Here is a 15,409-nt window from a genome sequence, read left to right as displayed (position 1 = left end):
TTTTTGCATCGCAAAGCAAAGTTTTTTGGTGTAATTTTGTAGTCAAAATCTTTTATAACACGTGTCAGAGAATTGTTTCCATTGCGGACAACCTATAGAAAAGGAGCGAATTGAGTTTGATAATAAGGCTTTTTGCTGTAATGGTTGTCAATCTGTTTACGAAATATTGAATATTCACAATCTAGGGAATTTCTATGAATTTAATAAAAGTTCAGGAATTAGGCCTAATAATGAGAACAATACTCAGTTTGATTACTTAGACTCCGAAGATATTTTCAATAAAATTGCTGATTTCCATGAGGGAAGCACCACTTTAGTAAGTTTTAAAATCCCGGTTATCCATTGTTCATCTTGTATTTGGTTATTAGAAAGCCTCCACACGATTAATAAGAATATCAATTATTCTCAGGTTAATTTCACGAGAAAGACAGTACAAATCTCTTTCAACTCTGATAACCTCAAGATGAGTGATCTTGCTAAGTTCCTGACTAATCTTGGCTACAAGCCCGTCATTAATCTAGAAACGGCAGAGAAAAAAAACGAAACTTTAGACAAAACACTATTAGTTAAATTTGCTATAGCTGGATTTGCCTTCGGAAATGGCATGTTCTTAAGTTATCCAGAATACATTGGCGGTGATGATGTCTGGATGGAGCAATATAAAAATCTTTTCCGTGGGATATTATTTCTATTAGCAACTGTTGTCGCATTTTATTCTGCTTCTGACTATTACAAATCTGCTTGGTACGGACTGAAAAATAAAATACTAAACATAGACGTACCAATTGTCATTGGTATATTAATGTTATATGGACGAAGTGTCTACGAAGTTATAACCGATTATGGGCCAGGTTATTTTGACACATTATGTGGATTATTATTCTGGATGCTATTGGGCAAAATTTTCCAAAAAAGAACATACAACGCTTTGTCTTACGATAGAGATTACAAATCCTTCTATCCAATTGCGGTAACCAAAATAGACTTCGAAGGTGTTCAAAAAAACATATTGCTTTCTGATCTTAAAGTCGGCGATCGGATTATGGTCAGAAACCAAGAAATAATCCCTGTAGATGCCATCTTAATTAAAGGAGAAGGCAATATTGACAATAGTTTTATCACAGGAGAATCAGCTTCTATCAGCAAAAAACCTGGTGATAAGATCTTTGCCGGTGGTAAGCAATCTGGTTCTATCTTAGAATTAGAAGTTATCAAAGACGTCAACCAAAGTTATCTAACCCAGCTCTGGAACAAAGAAGCTTTTAAAAAACACGAAACTGGCCTAGATACGATGACCAACACGGTTAGTAAATATTTTACGATTGTAATCCTGACCATCACGTTATTCGCGGGTATCTATTGGTCTACGGTTGATACAGAAAAAATGTTCCAGGTGGTAGCAGCGATACTTATTATTGCTTGCCCTTGCGCCTTAGCTCTTTCTGCGCCGTTTACTTTCGGACATGTTATGAGGATTTTAGGTCGAAATAAATTCTATGTTAAAGATACTTTAACCATTGAAAAACTGGCTAAAATCAACACTTTGGTCTTTGATAAGACCGGAACAATTACCGAAAACAAAAAAACATCAATTACCTTTGACGGTGAGAAGCTATCGGATTTTGATGAAAGAAATATCAAAACCTTACTTAAAAACTCTAATCACCCTTTATCAAAATCTCTGTACGAATATATCGACATTAAAGATGATTATTTTGACATAGAAAACTTTGAAGAAATATCAGGAAAAGGTTATCAAGCTATTGTTAGAGGTCATTATTACAAAGTTGGCTCTGCGAAGTTTGTTGGGGAAGTTTCTAAAAATTTAGAAACGGCTGTTTACGTTAAAAAAGATAATTTGGTTTTAGGAAAATTCATCTTTAAAAATGAATATAGAAAAGATCTCAAACAATTATTTTCAAAACTTAGCTCCTATAAAATCAACATATTGAGTGGTGATAATTCTTCTGAAGAATCAATTTTAAAATCATTAATACCAACTGCATCGCAACTTCAATTCAATCAAAGTCCAGAAAACAAACTTGATTTTATTAAATCTCTGCAAGACCAAGGCGAAAAAGTAGCGATGTTAGGCGATGGGCTTAACGATGCTGGCGCACTTAAGCAGAGTAATGTTGGGATTGCTGTAGCTGATGACACCAATGCTTTCACACCATCTTCCGATGTAATCATGAACGGCGAAAAAGTTGCTGACCTCGATAAATATCTTAGCTTTTCTAAAGATTCTATTAAAATTGTAAAAATGACCTTTGCTATTAGCTTATTTTACAATGTCATTGGAGTAAGCTTTGCCGTTGCTGGAGAGGTCTCTCCGCTATTTGCGGCCATTATAATGCCTATGAGCTCTATAAGCGTTGTAACTTTTACGAGTATTGCAAGTTGGAAACGTAGCACAAAGTATTTCAAGTTATTACAGAAATAGCCTTATTTAGACACGTTACAAATTAGGCTATTTCTTTTCATTCTGACTTATATCAACAAAATTCACTAAATTTGGGGCTTTATTTAGCGTAAATTTGCGTCAATTATGGAGATCCTATATTTAATGATTATATGCAGCGTTTCTTTGGCTGTAGTTTTCTTAATAATCTTTATTATTGGGGCCAGAAAAGGACATTTTGAAGACGACGAAAGTCCAGCAGTCAGAATATTAATGGATGATGGTATAACACCGTCAAACGATGAAGATTCTAAGAAAGAAAAAAAAGAAGATAATAGTGATTTGTAGATATGGAAACACAAAAGTTTAGTTATGATAATGGCATTGTAAAAGCCTTTTTGATAGCAACTGTCGTATTTGGATTAGTTGGTTTCATTGCGGGCCTTACAGCGGCATTATTACTTTTTTACCCAGAATTACCAGAGTTTTTCTTAGGGACAGATGATACTACTATTGCCAGTTTAAGAAGTGGTGATATGCAAGGATTAATCAATTCTCATGGAGCTTTTGGTTTTGGTAGAATCAGAATGATTCACACCAATACTGTAATTTTTGCATTTGTTGGTAACAGCTTCTTTGCAGGTTGTTATTACTCATTACAGAGATTACTAAAAACAAGAATGTGGAGCGATACTCTTTCTTGGGTACATTTTTGGGGATGGCAATTGATGATTGTCGTGTCAATTATTACGTTCTTTATGGGACTTAATACATCAAAAGAATACGCAGAACATGAGTGGCCAATTGACATTCTGATTACTGTAGTATGGGTTATTTTTGGTCTTAACATGTTCGGAACTATTGCTAAACGAAGAGTTAGACACTTATATGTAGCAATATGGTTCTATCTAGGGACTTGGGTAGCAGTAGCCATGCTTCATATTTTCAATAACTTAGAAGTTCCTTTATCATTTTCAATTTGGAAATCTTACTCAATATATGCTGGGGTAAAAGATGCATTGGTACAATGGTGGTATGGTCATAATGCAGTAGCATTTTTCTTGACAACGCCAGTATTAGGTCTAATGTATTATTTCTTACCAAAAGCAGCAGATCGTCCTGTATTCTCATATAAACTATCGATTATCCACTTCTGGTCTTTGATTTTCGTTTATATCTGGGCAGGTCCTCACCACTTACAATACACAGCTCTACCTGCTTGGGCACAGGCTGTTGGGACAGGTTTCTCAATCATGCTAATTGCTCCATCTTGGGGAGGTATGCTTAATGGTTTATTAACCTTAAGAGGTGCTTGGGATAAAGTAAGAGAAAATCCAGTACTAAAATTCTTTGTTGTTGCTGTAACTTGTTATGGTATGGCGACTTTCGAAGGTCCATTATTGGCAACTAAAACAGTTAACAAAGTTGGTCACTTCACCGACTGGGTAATTGGTCACGTACATTTAGGTGCTTTAGGTTGGAACGGTTTTATGGCATTTGGTGTAATTTATTTCTTAGTACCTGTACTTTGGAGAACTAAATTATGGTCTGTAAAATTAGCTAACTGGCATTTCTGGCTAGGTACTTTTGGTATTATCTTCTATGCTGTTCCTTTATATATCGCAGGATTTACACAAGGATTAATGTGGAAACAATTTAATCCAGACGGAACTCTAGTTTATAAAAACTGGTTAGACACTGTAACGGCTATTTTACCTTATTATAAAATGAGATTCTTAGGAGGTTCATTATATCTTATTGGTGCTGTATTAATGGTGGTTAACTTAATTGCTACGGCAAGACAAGGAGCTTTCCAAAAGGATGTACCTGCAGAAGCTCCTGCATTGCCTAAAACAATTAAAGGAAGAAAAGAAGGTGAAACTTTCCACTTATGGTTAGAAAGAACGCCTCTATATCTGACTGTATTATCATTAGTAGCTGTAGCTATTGGTGGTTCTATAGAGATCTTACCAACCATTTTTGTAAAAGATAACGTACCAACTATTTCTGCTGTAAAACCTTATAGCCCATTAGAATTAGAAGGTAGAGATATTTATATTAGAGAAGGATGTAACGCATGTCACTCTCAGATGATAAGACCTTTCCGTGATGAAGTTGTAAGATTTAATGGTAAAAATGGACAATACTCTAAAGCGGGTGAATTTGTCTATGATCATCCATTCTTATGGGGCTCTAAAAGAACTGGTCCAGATTTACAAAGAGAAGGTGGCGTAAGACCTGATTCTTGGCACTTTAAGCACATGTATAACCCAAGATCAACATCAGCAGGTTCTATCATGCCAAGATACCCATGGTTAATCACGAGTACATTGAATAGAGATAATACCAAAGCAAAACTAGAGTTAATGAAGAATTCTTTTGATGTACCTTACACAAAAGCACAAATCGACTCTATGGATTCTTGGATGAACAATCAAGCATCAGCTATTGTGAAAAATATCTATTCTGAAGCAGACGATGTTAAAACTCAATTTGAGAAACAAAAACAAGCTCAAGGAGAGAAGTTTGTACCATTAGAAAAGAGAGAAATTGTAGCTTTAATTTCTTACTTACAACGACTTGGTACTGATATAAAAACGACTGAAGTAAAAACGGCGAGTAACTAATAATTTATACAAAATGATTCCGCAAAGTTTTAAAGATATTGTGTCTAATGTAGAGAATGCAGGTTTGTTACAAACCCTAGCAATGATTCTATTCCTTCTTACATTTGCAGGTATAACCTATTATACTTTTAGCAGACCAAAAAAATTCTATCAAGAAGAAGAGAATGCACCACTTTCTGATGATTTAAAAGATCAGGAAGAGATCAATAAAACTTTGTAATAATTTTATAGTCATGAAAAGAAGAGTCCCTATTTATATTAACATCCTTATTGTTTTTGGATTGATGCTTGTCGTATTCTATATGTTTGCACAAAGCTCAGATTTCTTTATGTCTAAGTACTTCTATGGTTCTGTACTTATTAGTGTTATTGTAGTATTTATACAAGGCGCCATTGGAGATCTAATTGAAAATCAAAAGTTCAAAAAGCTAACTGATGAAGAAAAAAAGCAATACTTAGCAGATAAAAAAGTCCCGTACTTTCAATTTCTGTGGAATAGTGCATCTAAAAAACAAGACGTAAAAGAAGAACAAGACTTACTAATTGATCACGGTTTCGATGGTATCATGGAGTTGGATAATCAATTACCAAAATGGTGGTTAGGTTTATTTTACTTTGGTGTAGCATATTGCGTGTTATACATTTCTTCTTATGCTTTTACAGATTTTGCTCATCCAGTAAAAGAATATGAGCAAGAGCACAAAGCTCAGATAGCAGCTATAGATGAGTATAATAAAACAGTACCTCCAGTAACTATAGAGACTGCTGTATTCTCAGAAGATAATGTAGAGGAAGGAAGAGTAATCTTTGAAACCAACTGTGTGGCTTGCCATATGCAAGGAGGTAAAGGAGGTATTGGACCTAACTTGACTGACAATTTTTGGATCAATCAGCCCGAGAAAACTTTATTTAGAAACGTTTTCCATATGGTTGAAGATGGTAGTCCAACTAACCCAACGATGCAAGCATGGGGTAAAAATGGAGTTTTGACTGGTAAAGATATAGAAAAGGTAGCAGCTTATGTCTATCATATCAACCAAGAACAAGCACCTATAACTCCTGCACAAGGCGGTGCAGCACCTCAGGGTACTGAAGCGCACTGGGAAAAATAGTAGAGAATACTAACATTTTTTAAAAGAGATTGTCAAAAATATCAGCTTTGTTTATTTTAAACAAATGCATGGTATGGAAATATTGAGTTTCACTCGATTTTTCTGGACAATCTCTTTTTTTTTATTTATAACCTTATGAGTGATATCAATCAACAAAACCAAAACGGTGGACAAGGTCAGATCGTTGAAGCAGAAACTTTTAGAGACTCTATCGGTACAATGGATAGTAGCGGAAAAAGAAAGTGGGTTTTCCCGAGGAAGCCTAAAGGTAAATTCACCAACTATCGTACAATCGTAAGTATCATCTTATTATTCATATACTTTTCGATTCCATTTTTAAAAATAAATGGTAATCCGGTCATTTTATTTAATATTATAGATCGTCAATTTTTTATTCTAGGACAACCTTTCTACCCGCAAGACTTTTTTATTTTAGCATTAGGAGCAATTGGATCTTTAGTATTTATCATTCTATTTACGGTTGTTTTTGGTAGGATATTCTGCGGATGGATCTGCCCGCAAACCATATTCTTAGAAATGATTTTTAGAAAGATAGAATATGCAATAGAAGGTGATAGAAATAAGCAAATCCGATTAAATCAACAAGAGTGGAACTCAGAAAAAATCTGGAAACGAGGTCTAAAGTGGACTATCTATATGATCATTTCTTTGATAATTACGCATATCATGTTTATGTATATTGTCGGGTATCAAGAGGTGTTCAAGATTATGCAAGAAGGTCCTTTTGAAAAGCCGACTAATTTTGTGGTGATGATTTTGTTTACCGCAGCATTTTATTTTGTTTTTGCTTGGTTTAGAGAACAAGTTTGTACCTTAGTTTGTCCTTACGGTAGATTGCAAGGTGTATTGATAGATAAAGAAACCATTAATGTTTTTTATGATTATAACCGCGGAGAAAACAGATCAAAATGGAGAAAAGGAGAAGATAGATCGGCTGCTGGCAAAGGAGATTGTATAGATTGTCATCAATGTGTAGTGGTATGTCCAACTGGTATAGATATTAGAGATGGTCAACAGTTAGAGTGTATTAACTGTACTGCTTGTATTGATGCTTGTGACGAAGTAATGGAGAAAGTAGGTCTGCCAAAAGGTCTTATTAGATATGCTTCTATAAAACAAATTGAAGAAAAGCAAGATTTTAAATTCTCTAATAGAATGAAAATATCATCGGTATTATTAGTTCTATTGATGATATTCTTAGGCTTTTTATTATATAATAGAGGGACAATGGAAGCTAAGTTCCTTAAACCTCCTGGGTCAACATTCTTTTTAAGAGATGGTAAAATTACTAATACCTATAATTATACCTTCCTTAATAAGTCTAATGAAACAAAGACTGTTGTCATAAAAGTAATAGAACCTAATAATGGTACAGTAAGTCTTAGTGGCCCTAATAAAATTATCTTGAAAAGAGATACTATGATAAAAGGAACCATTAATATTAGTTTCCCAGAAAGTCAAATTACGCTTTCTAAACAAAACTTGAAAATTGGTGTATATGATGTTGATGGTAAATTATTAGACTCTTTCAATACTTATTTTGAAGGACCGTTTAAGTTTCAATTTTAAAAAAAGAAAAGATGTTTAAAAAGATTACGTGGGGACACGGTATTGTCATTGCATTAGGAAGCTTCATGGCTTTTATATTATTTCTTATTTTGGTTTTCCCAATAGGAAAGCAGAATGCAGACATGATTTCTCATAACTATTATGATGAAGAGTTAGTATATCAAGATGTAATCGACTCTAAAAATAGAGCCAATACATTAGAAGAAAAGCCAGTCTATCAACAAAACGTTAATGGAATATTGATTGCCTTTCCCAAAGAACGTATCGTTGATAATAAATCTGTAAATTTTGTGTTATTCAGAACTGATGACTCTAACTTAGACTTAAAGAAATCTGACAAGTTAGATGCACATAATAATCTAAATATTCCCGCTAAAGTATTAGTCCCAGGATCATATACTTTAAAATTAAAATGGGAAGAAAACAAAAAATCATATCAGATTGATTATGATATAATATGGAAATAGGTCTTATCCTTTCTGCATTAACTTTAGGATTCGCTTCTGGATTCCATTGCATTGGCATGTGCGGTCCTATTGCATTATCCATGGGATTCTCTCGTCAGCAAAGTAGCAATTTCTACATTCAGAATCTAAGCTATCAGTTGGGTAGAATTCTTACTTATAGTTTTCTGGGTGCTTTATTAGGTATTATTGGCGAAGGCTTTCATATGGCTGGTTTCCAACGATACTTAAGTATTATAGTTGGAGTAATGCTATTGGTTATGGCACTTTATTCTTTTGGCGGAAAAGACTTTGCATCAAAAGTCCCTTTTTTATCAAAATTATTACTTAAAGTAAAAATTAGATTAGGAAAAATCCTACAAAAATCAGATTATCAATCCCGTTTTCTAACAGGTGTGCTTAACGGTTTTTTACCATGTGGCATGGTTTATATGGCATTAACCGCATCGCTAGTATCTGGCGGTATATGGCAAGGTGCAGCATATATGTCATTTTTTGGATTAGGAACTTTTCCTTTTATGTTCTCTGTTGTACTTCTAGGTAATTTTATCACAGCTAATATGAGAACCAAAATACTAAAAGTTATTCCTATCATTATGATGATCTTAGGAGGCTTATTTATATTACGAGGTTTAGAAATTGGCATCCCTTACATCTCTCCAAAAGGAGAAGCTTTGCATATCAAAAACCATCAGCATGGCGCAGATCCTAATGATCACACGCTTTGTCATTAACATCCCGGTTATGAAAAAATTAGCATTATTACTTTTACCAATATTAAGCTTATTACTTTTACAATCTTGTACTTTTACAACAACTAATCACTATCATAAAGATAAAACGATAAGTGTCCTTTCTGAGTTAGATGCAACAGAATTTATGCAAGCCATGAAATCTATGGGTGGCGATTCTTTATCTCAAGAAAAAGCTTTTGGAGCTATCAAGTTACCCAAAGAATGGCAAAGCATGTACGACATAGAGTTAGCAGATGGCAAAGTCACAAAAGATCCAGATTCTATAAAACTGTTGCAAAGGGTTTTTGTAAAAGGTAATTTTAAGGACGAAGATTTTTCTGGTTTTTCTTTAAAAATGGATCATGCTAAAGAAAGCGAGATTAATGCATTTTATAATTCATTAGAAAAAGATAAAATGGCGAGTAATCTGTCAATACCATCCTACTCTACTTGGGACGGAAAGCAATTAGAGATTGATACTCAAAAATTGTTAAAACCAAAGAATGTAACCGCTAAGGAGGATGACAATGCTCTTAACGGAATGTTAGACATGATAGATTTAAAACTAAAAAATATCTTAGTTTTTGATACTAAAATAAAGTCCATAAAGGGAAAGCATGATTGGATAAAACAGATTGATGACAAAACGATTCTCATAGAATATGATAATAAAAGTGCATCAGATGCTAATTACAAATTCAAACATAATGATGCAAAAATCCTTATCGTAACACAATAAAAAAACCACCATTAATTGGTGGTTTTCTATTTTTACTAAAATTCTTTTTTAGAAATTAACTTCTGCTGATTCTTTCCCTTTTGAGAAATTAAGTGTTTTCAAATTTCCTCTATAAGATATATTCATGATATTAACTTGCTTAGGAAAAACATTACTTAGTATACTATTTCTAATACTAAGACTAGAAATGTCAGAAATACCTCCTGCTTCATAATACACAAATACAGATTCTCCATTAACCTGACTTCCTGTAAAGGTTAAGGTCTTAGGAGTTCCATTTACAGAAACGCTCATATTGCTATTCACAAATTTTTTAACCTCTGCATCAAAAGCTGCCGTATTAGGATCAATTTTTATTGCTTGAGAAATATGGTCAGTATTTAACTTAGTGGTAAACTTCAACGCTTTATTCCCTTCTACATATTCAACTTTCGTCATCGAAGAAAAGAAGTCAAATGCAGTAAAACTCATAATCATTAGCAATGCTAAAATAGCTGTAATACTTAATATTTTTTTCATTTTAACATATTTTATGTTGACTATTATGGCACAAATAATATGCCAAATTCTAAAAATTAACGTTTACAGAATACTTATCATAAAACGCTTTGATATGAGCAACCGCTTCGTCTGCCGTATCTACTAATCTAAAGAGTTGCAGATCCTTTTCTGCAATTAAGCCTTTGGATAGCAATGTTGTTTTAAACCATTCTAATAATCCACTCCAGAACTCAGTCCCTACAAGAACAATCGGGAAACGCCCTATTTTATTAGTCTGAATTAAAGTTAAAGCTTCCATCAACTCATCCAAAGTCCCGAATCCTCCTGGCATCACTACAAAACCTTGAGAGTACTTCACAAACATTACTTTTCTAACAAAGAAATAATCAAAATCTAGATTATATCCTTTATCAATATATGGATTAAAATGTTGCTCAAAAGGTAGATCAATATTAAGACCAATGGATTTACCATGTCCGTGTGCTCCTTTGTTACCAGCTTCCATAATACCTGGTCCGCCACCAGTAATCACCCCAAAACCAATTTCGGTTATTTTTTGTGCAATCTCTGTTGCCATCTTGTAATATGGATCTGTTGCAGGTAATCTTGCGGATCCAAAAATAGAAACACAAGGGCCAAGAGCCACCATTTTTTCGTAGCCATTCACAAATTCTGACATGACCTTAAAGATCATCCAGCTATCTTTAGTTACAGTTTCGTCCCAAGTTTTTTGTCTAAAACTATCCTTTAACTTATTCTCTAAAGATTGATCGTCGTTTATCATAAAAATATTTTTTCTGCTTCAATAATAGATTCTGGTCTTCCAACATCAATAAGATGTGCATTGTGTTGATAACCAGATATCTTTTCTGTAGACATCATATCGAGATATTCTTCCATAATAGAAAACTTCCCTGTCCTTTTAATTTTGTCAAAAATACTTGGATTAACACAATGGATTCCGCTAAAAGCTAACTCTTTAAATCCGGTATTGCTTTCTGCCAATCGAGTCTCTCCAGTATTAATGTTTTTCCAACCTTTTAAAACCAAATCGTCAGTAAACAATAATTTTCTTGAGCTATTTCTATCCGAAACAGCCAACGTGATAAAATCGTTTTTGGATTGATGGAAGTTAACAAACTCTGTGATATTCATATCTGTAAGAATATCAGCGTTCATAATTAAAAAGTCTTCGCCATGATCTAAGAATTGTCTAGCAAAAACCAGACCGCCTCCAGTTTCTAACAACATATCAGACTCATTAGAAATCTCAATGTTAGCCCCGAAGTTATGGTTTTGTTTTAAAAAATCAAAAATTTGATCTCCAAAATGATGAATATTAATCACGAAATCCTTAATCCCAAAACTTTGCAGATAATTGATATTCCTTTCCAAAAGTGGTACATTGTTCACTTTTGCAAGTGCTTTAGGATGATGATTGGTAAAAGGTTGAAGCCTCGTCCCTTTTCCTGCAGCAAAAATTAATGCTTTCATAGATTAGTTAAGCTGCGGTTGTTCGTCATGATGAAGGTTAACTGTAGCTTGAGGAAATTTCTCTTTAATAAACGCCGCAGTTTTTATAGCACAATATACCGATCTATGTTGTCCACCTGTACACCCGAAATTAATCTGGAGGTTCTCAAAATCTCTGGCAAGGTAATCTTCTATATTAATAGACACCATGTTTTGAATTAAATCTAAAAACTCTGGCATTTTGGTTTTTGTTTCAAGATAATCTTGCACGCCAATGTCATTGCCTGTTTGGGACTTATACTCTTCTATTCTTCCTGGATTCAAAATACCTCTGCAATCGAAGACAAAACCACCACCATTACCGGAGCTATCCTTAGGTATACCGCCTTTCTTATAAGAAAAACTATGAATATCGATGTGTAAAACCTGCGTCATTATTTTTATTTTTTGTAAAAATAGCTTTTTTAATTAGCTCATAAAAATTAGAAAAGGATTAATTTTGCAGAAGAATTCATTTTAATTAAGAGTTAGAGATTAATATTGAAGTAAATAATCCATCTAAAACATTTTAATTAACTTAGAAGAAAATAAAATTATCTGAAATAATAAAAACATGAAATACTTCCGTTATCTACTTTTTATGAGCTTATTTTTAGTCATATCTTGTAAAAAAACAAGCGTGGATGGCTCTAACAGAAAAGCTTTCCAAGAGAGCGTTAATGATATGGCATCATCATTGCCAACATTGCAGCAAATAAAATTTAACGAAGCTTTGTACATCCTAAAAACCTTTGGTATAGAAGCCGAAGGTGATGTTGCAGAAATAGAAGCTTTGGGCAAATTACTTAATGGTAAAAAAATTGCAGATGTCTTAACTATGGCAGATCAAGTTGCACAGAAAAACAACATTACATGGTCTAGCACTGCTCCACCATCATTAGGCACAATGAATATCTTTGGCAATACAATAGCCTCAGAAGTAGATGCTAACGACATTACTGCAAATGCATTGAACATTGTAGTAAGATCAGCAATGTCAGATAGTGCAACAGGGCCTAAAGCTATTGTGGTGATCCCTCAGTTAGTAGATCAAAATGGAGAAAAAATCACTTTTTCTGGCGCTGGACTAGAAACTACTTTAGAAGTTTTCAGCAATGGTAATAAATTATCAACTGCCAAAAACTTGATGAGCGATAATGACTTCAGAGGTTTTACGGTAAAATTTGCATCACTTCCCGTGGCAAGTATTATTGATAATAAAATTGACGTGAAAGTAAGTGTAAAAACATCTAAGAAAACATACCAAATGCTTAAAACTGGTATTGATGTAAACCCAAAAGCATTTGCCAAAGCTCCAGCAGAAGTACCCGTTACGGATCCAGACCTTCCAGACCCTGCTGTAACGGACCCTACAAATACCTCATCAACAGATAACTCAACAACTTCTGTTGGTACAACTCCCGTAGCAACAACACCCAAAACACCTGTGGGAGACCCAAAAACTACAGTTAACAAATTCTTATCTAGCTTAGGCAATCAAAATCTTAAAGCAGCTTTTGAAAATGCTGAAAATCCTAACTGGGGAAGCTATGACAAGTTCTCTAATCCAACATCTGGTTTTGGTGCGGTAAAAAGTGTCGCTGTAAAAACAGTTGGTACGCCAGTTACTAAGGACAATGCATCTACAGTTAATGCAACTTACAATGTAACCGACAAAGACGGTAATACAACAGCACTTTCTGTGACTTACGGCCTAAAATCAACCGCTAATGGTTGGAAAATTACAAGCTATAAAATTAATTCTTCTCAAAAACAATAAATAAATGTCATCCAAAGAGCTTATTAGCAAATTAGAAGCAACCATTCAAAACATTCCAAATTTCCCAATAGAGGGTATTCAGTTTAAAGATATATCGCCCATATTTTTAGACCCAAAATTATACGAAGATGTCGTAAAAGATCTAGTAGAATTCAGCCGCGGAAAAATAGACGTCGTTTGTGGCATAGAAAGCCGAGGTTATTTATTTGGTATTGCAGTAGCTGTGGCACTGCAAGTTCCTTTTATTTTAATTAGAAAACAAGGAAAACTTCCACCTCCATTCATCGGACAAGAATATGATCTAGAGTATGGTACCGCAGAAATCGAAATGAAAACCAATCAACTAAAACCTGGGCAACGTGTATTAATCCATGATGACCTATTGGCAACTGGTGGTACAACAGAAGCTGCTGCAAAATTAGTATTAAAACAAGGAGGTATTGTATCACAATTCAGCTTTCTAATTGGGTTAGAAGATTTGCATGGCGAAGAAAAGCTAAAACAATACGACGCAGAAATCCATAGTATATTAAAGTATTAATAAAAAAAACGTGTTGCTGTAAGATTGTTTTTGTATATCAATAAGAAAACATTAAATTTGCAATTCTATTTTCATTAAAATATGTCAAAACTTAGCAAAAATCAAGAGAACGAAGGTAAAGAAACTGTAGAGTTTTTTAAAGACTTAGACAAGAAAACCTTCAAACTCGAACAAGGTATAGAAAAACACGCCAAAACAATTGGTACTGCGTTTGCAGTCGTTGCACTAGCGATCTTAGGATACTTTGGTTATCAACAATTTATTGTTGGTCCAAAAAACGAAGAAGCTATGAAAGGTTATCTTTCTGCAATGGCTAATCTTAGCAAAGGTGACCAAGACCAAGCGTTAGGTGGTAAGAGCGCTGCCAATCCTGGATTTGTTGGGACTTATAACGAGTACGGATCTACACAAGTTGGTAAATTGTCTGCTTACAATGCAGGACTTATCGAGTACAAAAAAGGAAATTATCAGAAAGCTTATGACTTGTTAGACCAATTCAGCTCAAGCAATAAAGTTCTTACCGCAATGAAGTTTGGGGCAATGTCAGATTGTATGGCTAACCTTAACAAAGCAGATGATGCATTATCATTGATGGCAAAAGCAACAACAGCAAGTGATGATCTTTATACCTCTTATTATTTCACAAAAAAAGCAGGACTTTTAGCACTAGCACTTAAGAAAAATGCAGACGCTAAAAAATACTTCGCTACAATAGACGAAAAATATCAAGATTACGATAACGGGCAGTCAGATGCTTACATCGAAATGACTAAATATTACTAAATTATGGCAACAGTCAATCTATCAGATTACGCGCCACTCAACATACCTAATGCCGATGAATATTCTATCGGCATTGTTGTTTCTGAGTGGAATGATTTTGTAACCTTCAACCTCAGAGATGGTGCAACAGACATCCTGACCAAGGAAGGTATTAAAAAGGAACACATAAAAATATTTTATGTCCCTGGAGCTTTTGAGCTTAGTTTCGCAGCAATGCAACTCAGCAAGTCCAAAAAATATGCTGCAGTTATCGCTATTGGATGCGTTATCAGAGGAGAAACTCCACATTTCGACTACGTTTGCTCAGCTGTAGCACACGGCATCAAAGATTGTAACATTCAGACCGATACTCCTACCATTTTCTGTGTTTTAACAGACGATACGCAAGAACAATCTATCGCCAGAAGCGGCGGAGAATTGGGTAACAAAGGTGTAGAAGCTGCCGTTACAGCACTAAAAATGATCCAGTTCAATAATAAAATTTAACCTTATTATCAGGAGCAAGGAGATTTGTCATTCTAACAAAAATCCCACCCGCTGTCCGCTATATCTTTTGTAACCGAGGCTTAAGCATTGCCCAACCGTCGTTTACAAAAGGATGCCGCTTTCATCGGGGCTACAAAGA

Annotated in this window: 17 protein-coding genes; 13 read left to right on the top strand and 4 right to left on the bottom strand. The window is 34.3% G+C overall.

Annotation, left to right across the window (positions count from 1 at the left end; translation table 11 throughout):
• The first annotated feature begins 61 nt into the window (after positions 1-61).
• The 9 genes from ACQQ6V_RS12325 (at position 62) to ACQQ6V_RS12285 (ending at position 9,667) form a co-directional block, all read left to right on the top strand.
• Positions 62-2,443, top strand: a complete 2,382-nt coding sequence (locus ACQQ6V_RS12325) for a heavy metal translocating P-type ATPase (RefSeq protein WP_448845821.1) — start codon at positions 62-64, stop codon at positions 2,441-2,443.
• 105 nt (positions 2,444-2,548) lie between these two features.
• On the top strand, positions 2,549-2,749 hold the full coding sequence (gene ccoS / locus ACQQ6V_RS12320; protein WP_448845820.1) for a cbb3-type cytochrome oxidase assembly protein CcoS: 201 nt from the start codon (positions 2,549-2,551) through the stop codon (positions 2,747-2,749).
• A 2-nt stretch (positions 2,750-2,751) separates the two neighbouring features.
• Entirely contained in the window at positions 2,752-5,028 is a 2,277-nt protein-coding gene (gene ccoN / locus ACQQ6V_RS12315) for a cytochrome-c oxidase, cbb3-type subunit I (RefSeq protein WP_448845819.1), read from the top strand.
• 13 nt (positions 5,029-5,041) lie between these two features.
• A complete protein-coding gene (locus tag ACQQ6V_RS12310; RefSeq protein WP_448845818.1) occupies positions 5,042-5,248 on the top strand; it encodes a cbb3-type cytochrome oxidase subunit 3 in 207 nt (68 codons plus the stop codon).
• A gap of 13 nt (positions 5,249-5,261) precedes the next feature.
• On the top strand, positions 5,262-6,140 hold the full coding sequence (locus ACQQ6V_RS12305) for a cbb3-type cytochrome c oxidase N-terminal domain-containing protein (protein WP_448845817.1): 879 nt from the start codon (positions 5,262-5,264) through the stop codon (positions 6,138-6,140).
• Between the two features lie 135 nt (positions 6,141-6,275).
• Positions 6,276-7,730 (top strand): cytochrome c oxidase accessory protein CcoG, encoded by a 1,455-nt coding sequence (gene ccoG, locus ACQQ6V_RS12300; RefSeq protein WP_448845816.1) that lies wholly within the window; start codon positions 6,276-6,278, stop codon positions 7,728-7,730.
• A gap of 11 nt (positions 7,731-7,741) precedes the next feature.
• Positions 7,742-8,197 (top strand): FixH family protein, encoded by a 456-nt coding sequence (locus ACQQ6V_RS12295; protein WP_448845815.1) that lies wholly within the window; start codon positions 7,742-7,744, stop codon positions 8,195-8,197.
• Positions 8,188-8,928 (top strand): sulfite exporter TauE/SafE family protein, encoded by a 741-nt coding sequence (locus ACQQ6V_RS12290; RefSeq protein WP_448845814.1) that lies wholly within the window; start codon positions 8,188-8,190, stop codon positions 8,926-8,928. Before ACQQ6V_RS12295 ends, ACQQ6V_RS12290 begins: the two co-directional genes overlap by 10 nt.
• Positions 8,891-9,667, top strand: coding sequence for a hypothetical protein (locus ACQQ6V_RS12285; RefSeq protein WP_448845813.1), 777 nt, complete (start codon positions 8,891-8,893; stop codon positions 9,665-9,667). Before ACQQ6V_RS12290 ends, ACQQ6V_RS12285 begins: the two co-directional genes overlap by 38 nt.
• A 48-nt stretch (positions 9,668-9,715) precedes the next feature.
• Here the strand turns inward: ACQQ6V_RS12285 and ACQQ6V_RS12280 are convergent, their stop codons facing one another.
• Genes ACQQ6V_RS12280 through ACQQ6V_RS12265 form a run of 4 tightly spaced genes read right to left on the bottom strand, consistent with a single transcriptional unit; the run spans position 9,716 to position 12,076 of the window.
• Positions 9,716-10,186 (bottom strand): DUF6702 family protein, encoded by a 471-nt coding sequence (locus tag ACQQ6V_RS12280; RefSeq protein WP_448845812.1) that lies wholly within the window; start codon positions 10,184-10,186, stop codon positions 9,716-9,718.
• A gap of 49 nt (positions 10,187-10,235) precedes the next feature.
• Positions 10,236-10,952, bottom strand: coding sequence for an LOG family protein (locus ACQQ6V_RS12275; protein WP_448845811.1), 717 nt, complete (start codon positions 10,950-10,952; stop codon positions 10,236-10,238).
• Positions 10,949-11,662 carry a nucleotidyltransferase family protein gene (locus ACQQ6V_RS12270; RefSeq protein ID WP_448845810.1) on the bottom strand — a complete coding sequence of 238 codons (714 nt, stop codon included), beginning with the start codon at positions 11,660-11,662 and terminating at the stop codon, positions 10,949-10,951. Before ACQQ6V_RS12270 ends, ACQQ6V_RS12275 begins: the two co-directional genes overlap by 4 nt.
• A gap of 3 nt (positions 11,663-11,665) precedes the next feature.
• A complete protein-coding gene (locus tag ACQQ6V_RS12265) occupies positions 11,666-12,076 on the bottom strand; it encodes a RapZ C-terminal domain-containing protein (protein WP_448845809.1) in 411 nt (136 codons plus the stop codon).
• A gap of 178 nt (positions 12,077-12,254) precedes the next feature.
• Here ACQQ6V_RS12265 and ACQQ6V_RS12260 point away from each other — a divergent pair, with 178 nt between their 5' ends.
• From ACQQ6V_RS12260 to ribH, 4 genes are all read left to right on the top strand, one after another.
• Positions 12,255-13,460 carry a hypothetical protein gene (locus ACQQ6V_RS12260; RefSeq protein WP_448845808.1) on the top strand — a complete coding sequence of 402 codons (1,206 nt, stop codon included), beginning with the start codon at positions 12,255-12,257 and terminating at the stop codon, positions 13,458-13,460.
• A gap of 4 nt (positions 13,461-13,464) precedes the next feature.
• Positions 13,465-14,001 (top strand): adenine phosphoribosyltransferase, encoded by a 537-nt coding sequence (locus ACQQ6V_RS12255; protein WP_448845807.1) that lies wholly within the window; start codon positions 13,465-13,467, stop codon positions 13,999-14,001.
• 81 nt (positions 14,002-14,082) lie between these two features.
• Positions 14,083-14,784 (top strand): YfgM family protein, encoded by a 702-nt coding sequence (locus ACQQ6V_RS12250; protein WP_448845806.1) that lies wholly within the window; start codon positions 14,083-14,085, stop codon positions 14,782-14,784.
• A gap of 3 nt (positions 14,785-14,787) precedes the next feature.
• Positions 14,788-15,270 carry a 6,7-dimethyl-8-ribityllumazine synthase gene (gene ribH / locus ACQQ6V_RS12245; protein ID WP_448845805.1) on the top strand — a complete coding sequence of 161 codons (483 nt, stop codon included), beginning with the start codon at positions 14,788-14,790 and terminating at the stop codon, positions 15,268-15,270.
• Positions 15,271-15,409: the final 139 nt, after the last annotated feature.

The organism is Chryseobacterium electrogenes, assembly GCF_053553015.1.
The sequence above is the reverse complement of the archived record's forward strand: the minus strand, read 5'-3'. Positions and strand labels throughout refer to the sequence as shown.